Here is a 17,814-nt window from a genome sequence, read left to right as displayed (position 1 = left end):
TCGGCCAGTCCCGCCAGCAACCCGGTCATCCACGCGATCCCGCTGACACCCCCGCCGGCCAGCACCAGCGCCTCAGTCATGTCCGATCCTCTCGCCCGTCGACATGTCCACCTGAAACCCTAGTTCGAGTCCGCAAACGCGACTTTGCTCCAGGACAGCCGACCTCAGCCACAGCCAAGGGGGTGCGGGTGGCGAAGCCCCCGCTCGCGGCAAGCGAAGCGCAGCCGCACAGATGACGAGGGCGACCCGATTGGCCTCCGGCGGTGGGGTGACTAGGTATTCCCGCCGGTGTCCCGCCGGTATCCCGCCTCGCAAACCCTCCTTCCAGCGGGGAAGGATGGTTTCGGTGGATTGCCCGGCTCTCGAACTCATCGAGGAACCGAACGACTTCGGCGATTTGGGTGTCCCGCCAGCGGTCGCAGCGCGTGGCACGCCGAGGTCCAGGTCCCTTCCGAACCCAAGTGGGGCCCGGCAGAGCCCAACCTTCAGTCCAAACGAATCCGAAAGGTGCGTAAGTGAAACGAACCAGGAAAACCACGGCTAAGCGTGTCATCGCAACGACGGCCGCTTCAGCGGTCGGCCTTCTGGCCGCGCTCGTCGTAGCCGCGTCCCCGGCCGAGGCCTTCTGTTACGCGCAGGGTGATGCTCGTTCGATGAATTACGCGTACAACGGGCACATCGTTGCGAGGGAGCGCGCCGTCTCCGGCACTTGCGACGGTGATGAGATCTACAACGGTCAGCTCGCGGACCCCTACAACGACGGATACGCCGCCAGGGCACGTTTCAGAGACGGTTCATACAATGCGATCGCGGGCTACGCCACCACGAGCGCCTGGAACAGCTACCGCTTCTATGACCAGACCGGGAATTCCACGGCGTACTTCCAGATCTACTCGAGCCCTGCGTCCCGCCCCAGTTACTGGGAGATCAACCGCGGTCACTAGCCCCGAGACTCGACTTCATCGGTGGGCGGGCGTACTGCGCTCGCCCACTTCGTTGAAAGGAGCGTCCAGCGTATGAAGGCCCTCGCAGTTCTGGCGCCTATCGGCGTCGTCGCGATGCTGTTCGTCGGCGGTTGCTCCGGCGATGCCGACGCCGACCGCGAACCCACCTCGACCGAGCAGGCCATCATCGAACGACTGGCCGAGTCATCGAGTGACGATGCAGCTCCTGGGGAAACTGAGGCGGCGCGGCACGAGTTCATCGACCAGTGCATGGCCGAGGAGGGGCTGGAATACCTCGGGCCACCCGAATCACCCTCGATGCTCGAACGGCTGGATCTCACCGAAGAGGACTTCAGGACCGAGTACGGCTTCGGCCATTCGACGACCATCGACCTCGCCAGAAGCTACGAGGACCTCACCATCACCGAGATGAAGGCCTACCAGGCCGCGCTCAAGACGTTGCCTGAGGCCGAACGCAAGCGATACCAGGCACGTGAATGGGAATGCCTCGAACTGTCCTCCGCCGATTTCGGCCTCCCCGAGAACGGAACGGTGAACCTGCCGGCGGACTCCCCGATCAACGGGTACCTCGACCGAGCTCTGGAAGCGACCACGAACGATCCGCGGCTCGCCGAGGTCACTGCCCACTGGTCGGATTGCATGCGGGACCGGGGATATGACTTCGCTGACCGTGACGAGATGGGGCTTCCCCTGCAAGAAGAGGCCCAGCAGTTCATGACCGCCTACTCGATCCAGGGACAGAGGCTGGTCGATTCCGGGCGCACTTGGCAAGACCTGAGCGTCGCGAAGGTGCTCGACGCCGAACAGCTTGCCGCCCTAGAAGAGTTGCAACAGCGCGAACTCGACATCGCAGCCGCCCACCAGAGCTGCATCGACCAAGGGCACGACATCGATGCGGTCTACGCCGAGGTCTACGACGAGCACCTGGCCGAGTTCGCTGGCTCCTGACATGGCCGCGCTAGGCAAGGGAAAAGCGCGCTCCCCCTTGCAGTGGGGAGCGCGCCTGGTCTTGCGGGTTGGGCGGGCTAGGCGATCGAGCCGGACTTGATCCCGGCGATCAGGCCGCCGAGGTCGGCGGTGCTCACGCGGAGGTGGGCGTAGGTGTCGGCGAGGGGAGTCTGTCTCGATCTTCCCTGGCCAAGGCGACGACGGGGCCAATGAGAAGCCGTAGCCTCCCGATTAGCCTCCCGCGTCAAAAATCAGAGGCCCTTTCCCAGCCGGGAAAGGGCCTCTGACCTGCGGTGGAGCTTAGGGGATTCGAACCCCTGACCTCTTCCATGCCATGGAAGCGCGCTACCAACTGCGCCAAAGCCCCTTGCTGTCTTGCGACTGCGAAAGTCTAACTGACACGTGGCCGGAAGGAAAAATCGGGGGTCGGCCCAACCAAACCACGGATGTTTCAGCGTTGGGGGTCGTCGCTCATGACTGGTTCGGGGAGGGAGCCGGCGTTCCATTCTTCGATGCGCCAGCGGCTGTTGCGGCTGGGTAGCAGGGACACCCAGTTGCAGTTGGAGAGGCCTCCGAAGGCGGGCCAGTGGTCCTTGGGGATGCCGAGGAACAAGCAGATGCCGACGCGGGCCGCGAGGCCGTGGGTGGCTACTACGACGGTGTCGGACGGTTCGGCGTGTTCGACCGCGCGGGCCAGGGCCGGGGCGAAGCGTTCGGCGACCTCTTCGACGGTTTCGCCGGCGGTGCCGCGGCGTTGGGGTTCGCCGGAGCGGATGCGGGCGGCTGCTTCCGGGTGGATCGCGGCCAACTCTTCCATCGTCATGCCGGCCCAGTCGTCGACGTTGATCTCGCGCAACGCCTCGTCGTACTCGACTTTGAGACCGGTCAGGGCGGCGAGCTCACCGGCCGTCGCGGCGGCGCGCTGAAGGTCGCTTGAGAACAGCCGCGTTGGGGCGAGCGACGCGAGGCGGGCGGCGGCGGCGCGGGCCTGCGAGATGCCGACGGAGTCCAGCGGGATGTCGGCCTGGCCCTGGATCTTGTCCTGCAGGTTCCACTCGGTCCGGCCGTGACGCCAGACGATCAGTCGTCCTGCGGTCATTCTGCGGTGGCACCGGGCACGGCCGCGGGCAGCGGGATCACCGGGCAGTCGCGCCAGAGCCGCTCGAGGGAGTAGAAGCTGCGCTCCTCGGCGTGCTGGACGTGGATGACCACCTCGAGGTAGTCGAGCAGCACCCAGCGGCCCTCGCGAGCACCCTCGCGGCGTACCGGCTTGGCGTCGAAGTCGACGCGCAGCTTCTCCTCGATGGCGTCCACGATCGCGCGGACCTGCCGGTCGTTGGAGGCCGAGGCGACCAGGAAGGCGTCGGTGATGGCGAGCTGCTCGGAGACGTCGAACGCGAGAACGTTCTCGGCCTTCTTGTCGTGGGCCGCCTCGGCTGCCGCGGTGAGCAGCTCGATGACGCGTTCGGTGGCAGGCATTCCAGTCCTTTGATAGTGATGCAGGCTTAGTGGTTGATGTAGAGCTGGCGCTTGGCGATGTACTGCACGATCCCGTCCGGGACCAGGTACCAGGTCGGGTTGCCCTTCGCGACCCGCCGGCGGCACTCGGTGGACGAGATGGCCAGCGCCGGTACTTCGAGCAGGGTGATCCGGTCCATCGGGAGCTTGTCCAACGGGAGTTCGAGCGACTCGGTCCCCGGCCTGGTACAGCCGACGAACTGGGCCAGTTTGAACATCTCGTCGACGTCGCGCCAGGTGAGGAGCTGGGCCAGCGCGTCGGCACCGGTGATGAAGAAGAGCTCGGCGTCCGGGAACACCTTGCTCAGGTCCCGGAGGGTGTCGATCGTGTACGTCGGACCCGGGCGGTCGATGTCCACCCTACTGACGGAGAACCGGGGATTCGAGGCCGTGGCGATCACCGTCATCAGATAACGGTCCTCGGGCGGCGACACCTCGCGGTCCAGCTTCTGCCAGGGCTGCCCGGTCGGGACGAAGATGACCTCGTCCAGATCGAAGTACGCCTGGACCTCGCTGGCGGCCACCAGGTGGCCGTGGTGGATCGGGTCGAAGGTGCCACCCATCACGCCCAGCCGACGGCCGGGCCGGACCCGCTCCGGGGAATCCACGTCAGCTCGCTCCGCCGCTCAGCTGTGCGGCCGGCCCTTGCCCATGATCACGGTGACGGCGAGCAGCGCGGCCAGGACGAACAGCGCGAACCCGCCGTACCACCACGGCGAGATGTGCGACGCCTCGCTGGCTGCTTCGGAGGCCGCCAGTTGCGGCAGGAGGAGGGAATGCATGGAGCAGAGCCTATCTCCTGCCGGGCCGCGGGAGCGCGACCGGTCAGCTGTGCCGGAAGTAGCGGGTCAGCAGCCGGCGCCAGGCGGACGGCGCGACGCCACCGCGCTGGTACATCGCGGCGACCCGGCGCAGCTCGTTGATGTGGGCCTGGGCAACTTCGGGGGTGATCATGAGTCCTTCACAAGGTTGTAAGAATCTCCGGGGCAGTGGTCCCGGATAGTTGAAATTGTACGCCGTACTCTGGTGCGACACAAACGAATTGAAGGCAGATCTCCTGATCTACCTATGAATCTGTGGTAAACGGAGGGTTTCGCATGGACGCGATCGATCGGCAGCTGGTGGAGACCCTGCGAGTGAACGGCCGCTCCAGCTGGGCCGAACTGGGCCGGGTGGTCGGGTTGTCCGGGCCGAGCGTCCAGGAGCGGGTGAAGCGGCTGGAGGAGCGCGGGGTGCTGCTCGGGTACCGCGCGGTGGTCGCGCCGGAGCGGGTCGGGCTCGGGACCAGCGCGCTGATCGGGTTGTTCCAGCGCGACGACGTGGAGACGGACGACATCGTCGAGGAGGTCCGGAAGATCGCCGCCGTCGAGGACTGCTGGTTCGTGGCGGGCGATCAGGAACTGGTGGTGAAGGTGCGGGTAGCGGACGTGACGCAGTTGGAGGCGGTGGTCGGCAGCTTGCGCCGCGTCAACGGCGTGGTGCGGACCCGGACCACAGTCGTCCTGTCCACCCGCTGGGAAGCCCGCCCCGCTCCCCTACCCGACTAAGCCGGCCAGTTCCCCACCCCGACTGACAGCCCCTGCTCAGCTCCGGATTTGGCCTTCGCCGATCACGACGTACTTCGTCGACGTCATCTCGGGCAACCCCATCGGACCGCGCGCGTGCAACTTCTGGGTCGAGATCCCGATCTCGGCGCCGAAACCGAACTCGCCACCGTCGGTGAACCGGGTGCTCGCGTTCACCACCACCGCCGCCGAGTCCACCGCCTGGACGAACCGCCGCGACGCCGCCTGGGACCGGGTGATGATCGCGTCGGTGTGACCCGAGCTGTACCGGCGGATGTGGTCGACGGCAGTCTCCAGCGAGTCGACCACCGCGGCGGACAGATCGAGCGAGTTGTACTCCCGGCCATAGTCCTCATCGGTCGCCGCCACGACATCCTTGCCCGCAGCAACGACAGCCGGATCGCCATGCACAGTGACCCCCGCCTCAGCCAACGCAGGCAGGGCAAGCTCAAGGAACTCCGAAGCCACGGATGCGTGCACCAGCAGCGATTCGGCCGCGTTGCAGACACTCGGCCGCTGGGTCTTGGCGTTCAGCAGGATCGTCAGCGCGAGCTCGAGATCCGCCTCGGCATCCACATACACGTGGCAGTTCCCGACGCCCGTCTCGATCACGGGCACGGTCGACTCGGTGACTACGGTCTGGATCAGTCCGGCGCCACCCCGCGGAATCAGTACGTCGACGAGCCCGCGCGCCTGCATGAGTTCCTTCACTGCTGCCCGGTCCCCCGGCACGCCCTGGATCACGTCGGCCGGCAGACCTGAGGCGGCAGCGGCCTCACGCAGTACTGCGATGATCGCCTCGTTGGAGGAAGCGGCGGACGACGAACCGCGCAGGAGCACGGCGTTGCCGGACTTCAGGCAGATACCGGCGGCGTCGGCGGTGACGTTCGGCCGGGCCTCGTAGATGATGCCGACCACACCGAACGGCACGCGGACCTGGCGGAGCTCCAACCCATTGGGGAGCGTGTAGCCACGGACCACCTCGCCGACCGGATCTACCAGCCCGGCGAGCTGCTCCAGTCCGGCGGCCATCGCATCCACCCGGGCCGGGTCGAGGGAGAGCCGGTCCACAGTCGACTCCGGCGTACCGGCCTCTCGTGCCGAGGCGACGTCGACCGCGTTGGCCGCGACGATCGCGTCGGTGTTCTCTCGCAACGCGGCAGCCATGGCGTGCAGGGCCGCGTCCTTCGTCGCCCGGGACGCCGCGGCCAGCGCGTAGGAAGCCTCGCGCGCCCGCCGGCACAACTCGATGATCTCGCTCACCCCAACATCGTAGGACGATCCCCCGCCCGCACGCCCAGGCGTCTCAGCCCGGCCTACTTCAACAGGACCAGGTCGTCGCGGTGGACGACTTCACGCTCGTACGCCGCGCCGAGTTCGCGGGCCAGGTCGCGGGTGGAGCGGCCGAGGAGTTCGGGGAGTTCGGCGGCGTCGTAGTTCACCAGGCCGCGCGCGACCACGAGGCCCGCGGGAGAGACCAGGTCGACGGGATCGCCTGCGGAGAAGGTGCCCTCGACTCCGCTGATCCCGGCCGGGAGGAGCGAAGTACGGCGCTCGGTGACCGCGCGGACAGCGCCTTCGTCGAGTTGCAGGCGGCCCATACCCGAGGTGGCGTGGGCGAGCCAGAGCAGCCGGGTCTTGCTACGGCGGCCGGTCGGGTGGAACAGGGTGCCGACCGGGTCACCACGAAGCGCCTCGCCGACTCGTGCCGCCGAGGTGAGGACGACCGGAATCCCTGCCCCTGTAGCGATTGCGGCCGCTTCGACCTTGGTCTGCATGCCGCCAGTACCAACGCCGGACGAACCAGTACGACCGATCCGCAGCGGCTCCAGATCGGCAGCGCCGTAGACATCTTTGAGCATCGTGGTGCCCGGCTTGCGCGGATCCCCGTCGTACAGGCCGTCCACATCCGACAGCAGAAGCAGCAGATCGGTGTGCACCAGGTGACTCGTCAGCGCTGCCAGCCGGTCGTTGTCCCCGAAGCGGATCTCGGTGGTCGCAACCGTGTCGTTCTCGTTCACGATCGGTACGACGCCCAGCTCCAGCAAACGGGCGAAAGTCCTGTAGGCATTGCGATAGTGGCTCCGCCGGGTCACGTCGTCGACGGTCAGCAAGACCTGGCCGACGCGCAATCCATGAGCCGCGAAGGCGTCGCTGTAGCGGGCCATCAGCAGGCCTTGCCCAACAGACGCTGCCGCCTGCTGGGTGGCCAGATCACGCGGCCGCGAACGCAGTCCCATCGGCGCGAGGCCGGCGGCGATCGCCCCGGAGGAGACCAGCACGACCTCGGTGCCTTCGACCCGGCGAGCGGCGAGAGCGTCGACCAGCAACTTGAGGCGTTCCAGGTCGATCCTGCCGCGCTGGGTCAGCGACGACGAACCGACCTTCACCACGATCCGCCCGGCCTGCACCACCTCGGCGCGCTGGTTCACGAGATCCGCCGCATCATGCGTCCTGGTTGGAGCTTTCCTCGGCGTCGATGTCGATGACCTGGCCGAGCGCGAACAGCCGCTCCGCCTCGAGCTCGCGCGCGGCCTCCAGCTCGCGGGCCTCCTTGCGGGCCAGCCTCTCCGCGGCCTTCTGGGCCGCCTTGGCCTCGGCCGGCGACAGGTCGACCTCGTCCTCGACCCAGCCCTCGCCGTACTTCTCGCCGGTCCGCTCCAGGTCCCCCGTCCGGAAGGCGTGGTACTCCGAGTCGTTGGCGCGCCGCCGCTGAAGGGCCGGCCGCGGCTCCTCCAGCCGCTGGTCCTCGCCCCGGCGGGACAGCAGCTCGGCACCGGCCTGGACCTCGGGGGCGAAGTCGAAGACGACCGCGTTCGGGCCGTCGCCGATGATCACGCCGTCCCCCGCCATCGCGCCGAGTGCCAGCAGTTCGCGCTCCACGCCGAGCCGGTTCAGCCGGTCGGCCAGGTACCCGGTCGCCTCGGCGTTGCCGAAGTCGGTCTGCCGGACCCAGCGCTCGGGCTTGTCGCCCTGCACCAGCCAGGCACCCTCCGGGGTCCTCTTCACCTTGAACTCGACGCCACCCGTGGCCTGCGGCCGGATGATGATCCGGGTGTTGTCGGGCTTCTCGGCCTCTTCCCGGCGCTTGGTGACGAGCTCGGCCATCGCGAACTTCAGCGCGTCCAGACCTTCGTGGCTCGCGGTCGAGATCGAGAACACCTTGAGGCCGCGCTGCTCGAGCTCGGCCGTCACCATCTCGGCGATCTCCTTGGCGTCCGGCACGTCCACCTTGTTCAGCGCCACCAGCCGGGGCCGGTCCTCCAGCCCGCCGTGGGCCTTCAGCTCCGCCTCGATCGTGTCCAGATCGCTCAGCGGGTCGCGGCCGGGCTCGTAGGTGGCGCAGTCGATCACGTGCACCAGCGCGGCACACCGCTCGACGTGCCGCAGGAAGTCGTGTCCGAGCCCGCGCCCCTCGCTGGCCCCCTCGATCAGGCCCGGTACGTCGGCGACGGTGAAGGTGGTCTCTCCGGCCACGACGACACCCAGGTTCGGAATCAGGGTGGTGAAGGGGTAGTCCGCGATCTTCGGGCGGGCCCGGCTGATCGAAGCGACCAGCGACGACTTGCCCGCACTCGGGAAGCCGACCAGCCCGATGTCGGCGACGACCTTGAGCTCGAGCACGATCGTGCGCTCTTCGCCGTCCTCACCGAGCAGGGCGAACCCTGGAGCCTTGCGGCTGGAGCTGGCCAGCGCCGCGTTGCCCAGGCCGCCCTTGCCGCCGGCTGCTGCCACGTACTCCGCGCCGGGGCCGACCAGGTCCGCCAGCAGCTCGCCTTCCGGTGTAGTGATGACCGTGCCGTCCGGAACGGGCAGGACGATGTCGCCGCCCTTGCTGCCGGCCTGGTGATCACCCTTGCCCTGGGCACCGTTCGTCGCCGAGCGGTGGGCGGATCGGTGGTAGTCGACCAGCGTGGTCAGGTCGGAGTCGACGCGCAGGATGATGCTGCCGCCGTCACCACCGTTACCGCCGTCGGGTCCACCGAGCGGCTTGAACTTCTCCCGGTGCACCGAGGCGCAGCCGTTTCCGCCGTTGCCACCGGTGACATGCACCGTGACCCGGTCGACAAAGCTGGGGATCGCCATCGGTGGGTTCTGCTTCCTGCTCGGGTGTGGTGCTTCTTCTTACATAGCCGAAGGGCGGATCGCGGTATTCCGCGACCCGCCCTTCGAAAAGGCCTTGTAACTAGTCCGGGTGGCGGTGTTACTCCGCCGGGGCCGGGACGATGTTGACGACGCGGCGCCCGCGACGGGTGCCGAACTCGACGTGGCCCTCGGCCAGCGCGAACAGCGTGTCGTCGCCGCCACGGCCCACCAGGTTGCCCGGGTGGAAGTGGGTGCCCCGCTGGCGAACGATGATCTCGCCGGCGTTGACCAGCTGACCGCCGAAGCGCTTCACGCCGAGCCGCTGCGCGTTGGAGTCGCGACCGTTACGGGTCGACGCTGCTCCCTTTTTGTGTGCCATGTCTGTCTCAGCTCACTTCTTCTTGGCGTCGATCGCGGTGACCTTGACCTGGGTGTAGTGCTGACGGTGCCCCTGGCGCTTGCGGTAACCGGTCTTGTTCTTGTACTTGAGGATGTGGATCTTCGGGCCCTTGGTGCGGCCTAGAACCTCAGCTGACACGGCCACCTTGGCCAGAGCGGCCGCATCGGTCGTCACGGTGTCGCCATCGACGACGAGGACTGCGGGCAGCGAAATCGTGCCGCCGACCTCATCCGTCAGGCTGTCGATCTCGATGACATCGCCGACGGCGACCTTCTGCTGGGTGCCGCCACTGCGCACGATCGCGTACACCGTGGATCTCACTCTCTGTTTGTTCGGAAGTCTTACGGGGGCTACTCACACTCACACACGCAGCCCACACAAAGTAGGCACGCGAGACGCGCGCCGAAGATCTAGAATACGGGGCGCGTCACGAGTGGGTCAAACCGGGGTGGACGCCAACTCCTGGGCACCGACTGAGGCGTCGGCTCCACTGTTGCCTGCGTCACCTTCATTACTGCTTGCTGTACTCCGGCTACGGCTGTTCCGGCGGCGACGAGTGCTGCCGTTACGGCCAGTTCCGTTCTGTCCAGCACTCTCCTGCTCAGACTGACCCTCAGCCGCCTGCGAGTCCTGCTGACCGGCCTCCGAGTCGCCCCGAGCCTCGGTCGCCTGCGAATCGCCCTGGGACGCCTCCGCAGTCACCTCGGGATGCGAAGCAGCCGGTTCGCCGCCGGCGAGTTGGGAAGCCGCGGCGATCTTGGCGAGCTTCTCGGCGGCGTCGTTGTTCTGCTCCGCCTCGGGCTGCTCGTCGCCGCCCTCGCCACGACCCCGGCCCTTGCCGCGGTTCCGGCTGCGGGAGCTCTTCTTGCTCGCTCCCTCGCCGTCGCCGCTCTTCTGCTCGTTCTGGTTCTGCTGGCCACCCTGACCCCGGCCGCGTCCGTCGTCCTGGCGACGCTTGGACTCCTTCGGCTCGTCGTGCAGGATGATCCCGCGCCCACCACAGTGGTCGCAGTTCTCGCTGAACGCCTCGAGCAGACCGGTACCGATCCGCTTGCGGGTCATCTGGACCAGGCCCAGCGAGGTCACCTCTGCGACCTGGTGCTTGGTCCGGTCGCGTCCCAGGCACTCCACCAGCCGGCGCAGTACCAGGTCCCTGTTCAGCTCGAGCACCATGTCGATGAAGTCGATCACGATGATGCCGCCGATGTCGCGAAGCCGCAGCTGACGGACGATCTCCTCGGCCGCCTCCAGGTTGTTCTTTGTGACGGTCTCCTCGAGGTTGCCGCCGGAGCCGGTGAACTTGCCGGTGTTCACGTCGACGACCGTCATCGCCTCGGTCCGGTCGATGATCAGCGAACCACCCGAGGGCAGCCAGACCTTGCGGTCCAGCGCCTTCTTGATCTGCTCGTCGATCCGGAAGTTCGCGAAGACGTCCCCGTCCGCGGTCCACTTCTCCACCCGGTCGGCCAGGTGCGGAGCGACGTCCGAGACGTACTCCTTGACCTGGTCGTAGGCCTCGTCACCGGAGATGACGAGCTTGGTGAAGTCCTCGGTGAACAGGTCGCGGACGACCCGGATGAGCAGGTCGGGCTCGCCGTGCAGGAGTTGCGGCGCCTGGCCGGACTTCGACAACTTGTCGATGTCCTCCCAGTACGTCTGCAGCCGCTTGACGTCCGCGGTCAGCTCGTCCTCGGTGGCCCCCTCGGCCGCGGTGCGCACGATCACGCCCGCCTCGTCCGGGACGATGTCCTTGAGGATGCCCTTCAGGCGGTTCCGCTCGGTGTCGGGCAGCTTGCGGCTGATCCCACCGTTGCCCCCGCGCGGCACGTACACGACGTACCGGCCGGGGAGGCTGATCTGGTTGGTCAGCCGGGCGCCCTTGTGGCCGATCGGGTCCTTGGTCACCTGGACCAGGACCGCCTGGCCGGACTTGAGCACCGACTCGATCTTGCGCGGGCCGTTGCCACCGCCGAGGGTGGCCCAATCCACCTCACCGGCGTACAGGACCGCGTTGCGGCCCTTGCCGATGTCGATGAACGCGGCCTCCATGCTGGGGAGCACGTTCTGCACCCGGCCGAGGTACACGTTGCCGATCAGGGAGACCTGCTCCTCCTGAGCGACGTAGTGCTCGACCAGGACGTTGTCCTCGGAGACGGCGATCTGGGTCAGGTCGCCACGGGCGCGGATCACCATCGTCCGCTCGACCGACTCGCGCCGGGCCAGGAACTCGGCCTCGGTGACGATCGGCGCGCGGCGACGGCCGGCGGCGCGGCCCTCACGGCGGCGCTGCTTCTTCGCCTCCAGCCGGGTCGAGCCCTCTACCGCGGTGATCTCGTTCGAGATCGTCTTGCTGCGCGGCTCGCGCACCCGGACGACGATCTCCTCCGGGTCGTCGGGAGCGCTGCTGCTGTCCTCGCCCTTGCGGCGGCGACGCCGGCGGCGACGGCGTGAGGAGGAGCCGGAGCCCTCCGTCTCGTCGTCCGACTCGGACTGGTCGTCCGAGGCGTCGGAGTCCTCGTGGTCGTCGTGCTCGTCTTCGTTCTCGTCCTCGGACTGCTCGTCCGCGCTGTCCTCGGAACCGTCGCCGGCCTTGCGGCGGCGCCTGCCACCACGGCGACGGCGACGACGGCGAGTGCCCTCGCCACCCTCATCGCCATCGACCTCGTCGGTCTCGGCATCGGTCTCGATGGTGTCGTCTTCAGCGTCCTGCTGACCAGCATCCTGCTTGCCCGCGACCTGCTGTCCGCCGGTCTGCTGTCCGCCGGTCTGCTTGGCCGCGACCTGCTGGCCGCCACGCTGGCCGGTGGTCTGCTTGGCCTCTTCCAGCACCTGCTCGGAGCGGTCGGTTGCGACATCCTCGGCGTCGCGGCTGCGACGGCTCCGGCGGCGGCGCGTACCGGTCGGCTGCTCGTCGGCGTCAGCCTCGGCCTTCGCCGTGACCTCCGCCTCGGGCGCCGTGGTCTCGGGGGTCCTGTTGCCCGAGGTCCTGCTGCCTGCGGTCCTCCGGTTCGAGGTCCTCGTCTCGGGCGTGCTGTTCGAGGTGCTCGTGTCGGACGCGGCCTCGACGGAGCTGGTCGCTGCGGCCTTGGCAGGTACGTCGACCGGCGCCTGGAACAGCACCGCCGCCGCAGCAGGCGCCCGGCGCCTCGTACGGCGCTGGCTCCCGTCCGCGGAGGCTTCGGCGGCAGCTGCCAGTGCGGCAGCCTCAACGGCGGCAGCCTCAGCGGCCAGGGCTGCGGCTGCTTCTTCCTCTTCCGGCGTCAGCTCGGCGTCGGCCACTGGGCCGTCGGTAACTGCGGTGTCCGGGGTCAGCAGGTCGGGCTGCGGCGCGGCCGCGGCCTTCTTCGAGCTGCGCCTGCGGGACGTCTTCTTTGCGGCTGCAGGAGCCGCCTCCGTCACCGCGGGAGGCTCCGGGCTGTCGGGGGTCTCGGCAGCGCTGTCCGGGAGGGTGTCCTGGCCGGCTGCGACCTTCTTCGCGGCGGTCTTCTTGGCCGGGCGCTTGGCGACGGCCTTCTTCACGGTCCGCTTGGCGGCAGCCCTCTTGGCGGCCGCGGGCGCCGGATCGGCGGCCGCGGCGTCGGACTCGGTGCTGACGGCAGCCTGGGCAGGCTGGTCGGCGGGGGCGCCCTGCGCTGCGGCCTTCTTGGTCGTGCGCTTGCGGGTCGCCTTCCTGGCTGGCGCGCTACTGGCTGGTGCGGTGACAGCCGTCTCAGCGGCTGTGGTGTTCTCGTTCGGCTCGTTATCGAGCATGCGGTACGGGTCTCCTCAGGCCCTCCGGCGCATCCTGCGACCCCTGTCACGGGTCCGGCGCAGCCAGAAAGCGGTCTCGGTCTCGCCGTTCCCAGCCTGGGGCCGGTCCGGCGGAAGCCTTCTGGATCCGCTCCCCCGCGCTCGTCAGGGCACAGATGGAGCGGCGGCGTCGCCCTCCGCAAGGTGCGTCTGGTGGTCGACCGCCTGGCCGGTCGCGGTCGCCTGGGTGGCGTCGCGGTCACGAGCGAGCGGATCGTCCACAGTGCCGGTGGCCGCGATAAGCGGGCCCTGGGCGAGCCTGGTCAGAAGAGCCGGGCCCGTCACCGGAAGCGTCGCTACCTCTAGCACGCCGGCGAGGACATCGTCGGGTCTCACGGCCGGGGTTCCGTGCCGTAACACCACTTGCAGTATCGCACACGTCTCAACCGGAGCCGGTTCACTGCCGACCGCGAGTCGGAGAACGGCCTCCCGACAGTCGAACGAGCGAAGTCCCCGTTTGGTCATGCGCTCGACCATGATTTCGTCGGCTGCGAGGAAGGCGGCCACCGCCTGCTCCGCCTCGGCCGGATCCACGCCCGGCAACGCGATGAGCCACTCGCTGGCCTCCAACCGCTCCGCCAGCGACCCCTCGTGGGCGGTCACCACCTCGATGATGTCGAGACCCGTGGGCAGCGCCTCGTCGAGGTCGGCCCGGACCCGCTCCGGATCCCGTTCCTGTGTGAGCGAGATCTCCAGATATTCGGCCTCCGAGGCAGCCCCGGTCGGCGCGGCGCCGGCGTACGAGATCTTCGGGTGCGGGCTGAAGCCGTGCGAGAAGGCCACCGGCAGGTCCGCGCGCCGGACGGCGCGCTCGAAGGCGCGCTGGAAATCGCGGTGCGAGGTGAATCGCAGCCGGCCCCGCTTGGCGAAGCGGACGCGCAGCTTCTGGACCGCGGGAAGCTGCTGGGACGGCGGAGCCTGAACTGGTGCCACGACCGCCATTCTGGCAGCTCAGCCGCCGCTACCTCACATCTGCGGTAGGACGCCGTAGGTGGCGAGGGTGTTGCGGGTGCGCTCCTGCTGGATGTTGGCCGCGACCACGGCGGCGAAGGCCAGGCAGGCGAACAAGAAGACCAGCCACGACGGCGCTCCCCCGGCCAGCACGGTGATCAGCAGCGCCACGACACCGGCGCCGAGGATGAGCATGACGACCGTGCGCAGCGATCTCGCGTACGCCGCGACCACCTCGGGGGCGAAGCGGTCCCCCGCGTGCCGGAGGACCATCCGGCGGCCGTGGTTCGCTTCCAGGCCGGCGATCGCGCAGAAGATGGCGAAAAGCGCGAACCAGCGGCGGGCGAGCAGATCCTCCCGGTCCAGGGTGAGCACCACGAAGAGCCCAGCCTGGGCCAGGAAGACGAGCGCCAGGCTCACCGTGGCGAACACCTCCACCCGGACCAGGTAGAGCCGCGACCCGAACGAGACGGCCAGGTACTCCAGCACCCCGGCCGCGACCCCGGTGAACCACATCACCACCTTGGCGGCGTACAGCCAGTTGTGGAACGGGCCTTCGATCAGGGCCGGCAGGGCGGTCGCGGCGACCCCGAGGGAGATCCCGGCGATGACGGTGAGCAGCATCCGGTAGTCCTCGGCGCCGCTCGCGCCGGCCGGGTCCTTCACTGGCTCCGCCGGGTCCATCGGCTGCTCAGGGTTGCGCGTTGGACTTGCCGGTGAGGTAGAGGGCCCAGGCCAGCAGGCCGAAGGCGACGGTGTTGAGGGCGACGCGGACCAGGTTGAAGGCGCGCCAGCGGGATTCGTCGAAGGCGGCCCGGACCGCGGCCACATCGATGGTGTTGGGATCGCCGGCTGCCTTGATCGCGTCGTTCAGCGGCACGTTGACGGAGATCGTGATGATCACCACGATCAGATACAGCACGAAGGCGACCGCGATCCACGGCAGCGCCTTCTCCTTCAGTTGCAGCAGCCCGGCGAGGACCGTGAAGATCAGCGCGCCGAAGAAGCAGAGACCAAGGAAGATCGGGTTGATGATCGCCCGGTCGACCGCCTGGAACGCACCGACGAAGGTCTTGTCGTCGGTCTTGGCCAGGCCGGGCATGAACGCGTTCGCATAGATCCCGAAGATGCCCGCCACCAGCCCGGTCGTCACCGTCGCCGCCATCAGCGACGCCACCCGCAGTCCGTTCATCGCGCCCCTTCTCACCGCCGGATCAGAACCTGCCGCGCACCCCCGCTCCGGCAAGCTATCCAAACGGCCTCACAACAACCTGTCACCACGCCCTCTCGCTCGCTGACAACCGATCGGACGCGGCAGGCTGTCCGTATTTCGGACGCTACAAGCCTGCGCATTGGCCGCTGCGAGGTCCGGTGACGGTGTTCGGAGCCTGCAGATTGGTCGGGGTCGCTGCGTTGGACGAGCAGGCCAGCGGACCCTTGATCGTGTTTCCAGCCAGTACTACGGGCTCGGCCGTGCGGGCGTTCACCACAGAGACCGGACCGGCGACCGTGGTCCCGACGAGGACAGCGGCGTGCGCGGCTCCGTCTACCGAGACCGGGCCGGCGACGGTACTGCGCAGCAGGTGGACATCGGCTGCTCTGGTTGCCCGGACTGGGCCGGAGATTCTGGTGTCGACGGCGACCAGGGACGCTCCGGCGCCGATGCTGACCGGGCCGTTGATCGTTGCCTCCTGCAAGCAGGTGACGCCGGAAACCACTGCCAGTGGGCCGTTTCTGGTGCCTGTGATTGTCGTGGTGCAGGTGGGGGCCGGGCGCAACAGGGTGACGGCGAAGCGGTCCGGGGTGCCGATGTTGCCGGAAGCATCTATCGCGCGGTACTCCACCGAGTGGCGACCGTAGCCCGATGGCACGTTGTCCCAGGGGACTACGCGGGGGACGCCGAGTTTGCCGTAGACGAGTTGGTCGATCTCTGTGCCTTCGGCGGTGAAGCGGAACGGGGCGCTGGCGTCTGTTGGCCAGCCGAAGTAGTTGAACCAGCCGTCGCCGTCTACGCGGAACTCCGGTACCACGTAGCCGGCGCTGTCGTCGGTCGCCGTCAGACCCATCGTGAACGGGGCGTTGTAGATGTACTCCGGTCCTGTCGGCTTCTGCACCTTCAACAGCGGTTTAGACAGCTCGGATGCGACCTCTGGTTCAAGTCCGTCGACAGACCACGTGAGGCTGTCGCCATCCACCGTGGCGGTCAGCGTGTGAGCTCCAGTCAGATTCAACGCCGACAGGTCGAAGTCGCGGTCATTCCCCGGATTCGCCGCCGGCTTCCCGTCCACCAACCAACTCACAACCGGCTGAGCACTGTCGGACTGCGTCGTCTCCACATAGACCACCTCATCCGCATTCACCGGATGCTCAGTCGAAGTAGAGGTGGTGAAGGTCGCCTGAATCGCGGCGGACTCCGCCGCGGAGGCTGAGGCAGTCTGCGCCGCAGAAGCGAGAGCGGGGGTGCCTGCCTCACGATCGGCCGGCGCGGCGGCTTCGCCGCCGGGCGCGCCGGGGGCGATGGTCCAGGTGCGGGTTGCTGTTAGGGCGGGGGAGGCTCGGACTGCGGGGTCTCGGACGAAGGGGGTTGGGTCGGTGATTTTGGCTGTGAGGGTGTGGGGGCCGGGGGGCAGTGTTAGGGCGGCCAGGTCGACGGAGCGTCGTTGGTGGTGGGGAGGGGGGTGTTGTCGAGGGTCCAGGTGACGGTTAGTTCGTGGGTGGCTGGGTGGAGGGTTTGTAGCCAGATGACCTGGTTGCGGGCGACCGGGCCGGGCGGTGTGCTGGCTTGGAAGAGGTTGGCTCGGGATGAGATCCGCTGGGTCATGCGCTCGCGCGAGACCTGGTCGAAGTAGTAGCCGAGGGTCTTCATCATCGAGTGCTTGCTCGGCCGCCAGATCCCGGACCCGGCGTACATCCCCGCCTCGTAGCGGCCGATCACGCCGCCGGACTCGCTCGGCTCACCGAGCCAGCGGAACCACTTCTGCTGCTGGTCGAGCATCTGCTGTTCGGTCAGCAGCGTGTGGTGGATCGAGCTCGGCTCCGGTCCCTCGTACGGCGCGCCCCGGTCGCCGCGGGCGTAGTAGTCGTACTCGTCCTGCAGTCCGCCCAGCGAATGGCCGAGCTCGTGCGGCGTGATCAACGCGGAAAGGGCGTTCCCACCCGACGCGGTCGCATAGCTGCCCCCCGCACCGCCGTACGTGTCGCTGTTGCCGATGGCAAGGATCTGCCGGTTCGAGGCGGTGGTGCCGGGGACCAGATCGGCGTACTGCGCGGCCGCGGTCGCGCTCACCGTGAGCAGCCGCTGCACGCTGTTCGGATTGCAGCCGCCCCAGAAACCCATCTGCAGCGGGGTGTCCACCTGGGGCGAGGTGAGGCCCGGGTCGCAGTCGACGCCGCTCTCCGGGGAGGGGATCTCGACCGCGTAGACGTTCAGGTAGTTCCGGTACGACTTGAACGGCTCGATGCTCCAGAGCACGTTCAGGTGCTTGTCCACCTGCTCGCGGAACTTCGGCAGGTCCGCGGTGGTGTACCCGTCGCCCATCACCACCAGGTTGAACCGCGACGAGGCCGGCCCGGTCACCTGCAGCGGCACCAC

General features: G+C 68.2%; 19 protein-coding genes and 1 tRNA gene. 3 read left to right on the top strand and 17 right to left on the bottom strand.

The features are described from left to right. Positions 1-515: 515 nt before the first annotated feature. Together VFG33_RS37585 and VFG33_RS37580 are read left to right on the top strand one after the other, a co-directional pair. Entirely contained in the window at positions 516-944 is a 429-nt protein-coding gene (locus VFG33_RS37585) for a hypothetical protein (RefSeq protein WP_325057797.1), read from the top strand. A 72-nt stretch (positions 945-1,016) separates the two neighbouring features. Continuing rightward, on the top strand, positions 1,017-1,913 hold the full coding sequence (locus VFG33_RS37580; protein ID WP_325057796.1) for a hypothetical protein: 897 nt from the start codon (positions 1,017-1,019) through the stop codon (positions 1,911-1,913). Positions 1,914-2,207: 294 nt separating this feature from the next. Here the strand turns inward: VFG33_RS37580 and VFG33_RS37575 are convergent. The 6 genes from VFG33_RS37575 to VFG33_RS37550 form a co-directional block, all read right to left on the bottom strand. Further along, positions 2,208-2,280, bottom strand: a tRNA-Ala gene (locus VFG33_RS37575). Between the two features lie 84 nt (positions 2,281-2,364). Next, positions 2,365-3,012, bottom strand: coding sequence for a histidine phosphatase family protein (locus tag VFG33_RS37570; protein WP_325057795.1), 648 nt, complete (start codon positions 3,010-3,012; stop codon positions 2,365-2,367). Further along, a complete protein-coding gene (rsfS, locus tag VFG33_RS37565; RefSeq protein WP_325057794.1) occupies positions 3,009-3,392 on the bottom strand; it encodes a ribosome silencing factor in 384 nt (127 codons plus the stop codon). Before rsfS ends, VFG33_RS37570 begins: the two co-directional genes overlap by 4 nt. Before the next feature lie 26 nt (positions 3,393-3,418). Further along, positions 3,419-4,039: a nicotinate-nucleotide adenylyltransferase gene (gene nadD, locus VFG33_RS37560; protein WP_325057793.1), complete on the bottom strand. Its 621-nt coding sequence runs from the start codon at positions 4,037-4,039 to the stop codon at positions 3,419-3,421. Between the two features lie 18 nt (positions 4,040-4,057). Continuing rightward, positions 4,058-4,213, bottom strand: a complete 156-nt coding sequence (locus VFG33_RS37555) for a hypothetical protein (protein ID WP_325057792.1) — start codon at positions 4,211-4,213, stop codon at positions 4,058-4,060. Between the two features lie 43 nt (positions 4,214-4,256). Further along, the gene (locus VFG33_RS37550; RefSeq protein WP_325057791.1) at positions 4,257-4,385 is read right to left on the bottom strand and encodes a hypothetical protein; all 129 of its coding nucleotides are present in this window, start codon (positions 4,383-4,385) and stop codon (positions 4,257-4,259) included. 143 nt (positions 4,386-4,528) lie between these two features. Here VFG33_RS37550 and VFG33_RS37545 point away from each other — a divergent pair, with 143 nt between their 5' ends. Next, positions 4,529-4,978, top strand: a complete 450-nt coding sequence (locus tag VFG33_RS37545) for an Lrp/AsnC family transcriptional regulator (RefSeq protein ID WP_325057790.1) — start codon at positions 4,529-4,531, stop codon at positions 4,976-4,978. Between the two features lie 36 nt (positions 4,979-5,014). Here the strand turns inward: VFG33_RS37545 and VFG33_RS37540 are convergent, their stop codons facing one another. From VFG33_RS37540 to VFG33_RS37490, 11 genes are all read right to left on the bottom strand, one after another. After that, positions 5,015-6,259, bottom strand: coding sequence for a glutamate-5-semialdehyde dehydrogenase (locus tag VFG33_RS37540; protein WP_325057789.1), 1,245 nt, complete (start codon positions 6,257-6,259; stop codon positions 5,015-5,017). A gap of 53 nt (positions 6,260-6,312) precedes the next feature. Next, positions 6,313-7,428 carry a glutamate 5-kinase gene (gene proB, locus VFG33_RS37535; protein WP_325057788.1) on the bottom strand — a complete coding sequence of 372 codons (1,116 nt, stop codon included), beginning with the start codon at positions 7,426-7,428 and terminating at the stop codon, positions 6,313-6,315. Positions 7,429-7,441: 13 nt separating this feature from the next. Further along, positions 7,442-9,082: a GTPase ObgE gene (gene obgE / locus VFG33_RS37530; protein WP_414673018.1), complete on the bottom strand. Its 1,641-nt coding sequence runs from the start codon at positions 9,080-9,082 to the stop codon at positions 7,442-7,444. A gap of 118 nt (positions 9,083-9,200) precedes the next feature. Then, entirely contained in the window at positions 9,201-9,461 is a 261-nt protein-coding gene (gene rpmA / locus VFG33_RS37525; RefSeq protein WP_112245816.1) for a 50S ribosomal protein L27, read from the bottom strand. A 12-nt stretch (positions 9,462-9,473) separates the two neighbouring features. Then, positions 9,474-9,791 carry a 50S ribosomal protein L21 gene (gene rplU / locus VFG33_RS37520; RefSeq protein ID WP_325057798.1) on the bottom strand — a complete coding sequence of 106 codons (318 nt, stop codon included), beginning with the start codon at positions 9,789-9,791 and terminating at the stop codon, positions 9,474-9,476. 129 nt (positions 9,792-9,920) lie between these two features. Continuing rightward, positions 9,921-13,232, bottom strand: a complete 3,312-nt coding sequence (locus VFG33_RS37515; RefSeq protein WP_325057787.1) for an Rne/Rng family ribonuclease — start codon at positions 13,230-13,232, stop codon at positions 9,921-9,923. A gap of 144 nt (positions 13,233-13,376) precedes the next feature. Next, entirely contained in the window at positions 13,377-14,204 is an 828-nt protein-coding gene (locus tag VFG33_RS37510; RefSeq protein WP_325057786.1) for a TIGR03936 family radical SAM-associated protein, read from the bottom strand. A 33-nt stretch (positions 14,205-14,237) separates the two neighbouring features. Beyond that, positions 14,238-14,906, bottom strand: a complete 669-nt coding sequence (locus tag VFG33_RS37505) for a hypothetical protein (RefSeq protein WP_325057785.1) — start codon at positions 14,904-14,906, stop codon at positions 14,238-14,240. Positions 14,907-14,913: 7 nt separating this feature from the next. Continuing rightward, on the bottom strand, positions 14,914-15,414 hold the full coding sequence (locus VFG33_RS37500; protein WP_325057784.1) for an anthrone oxygenase family protein: 501 nt from the start codon (positions 15,412-15,414) through the stop codon (positions 14,914-14,916). A gap of 145 nt (positions 15,415-15,559) precedes the next feature. After that, positions 15,560-16,582, bottom strand: coding sequence for a hypothetical protein (locus VFG33_RS37495; RefSeq protein ID WP_325057783.1), 1,023 nt, complete (start codon positions 16,580-16,582; stop codon positions 15,560-15,562). 272 nt (positions 16,583-16,854) lie between these two features. Further along, positions 16,855-17,814: M64 family metallopeptidase (locus tag VFG33_RS37490; RefSeq protein ID WP_325057782.1), on the bottom strand; the 960-nt coding region annotated here is incomplete at its 5' end.

The organism is Kribbella sp. (assembly GCF_035687465.1).
Taxonomy (GTDB): domain Bacteria; phylum Actinomycetota; class Actinomycetes; order Propionibacteriales; family Kribbellaceae; genus Kribbella.
The sequence above is the reverse complement of the archived record's forward strand: the minus strand, read 5'-3'. Positions and strand labels throughout refer to the sequence as shown.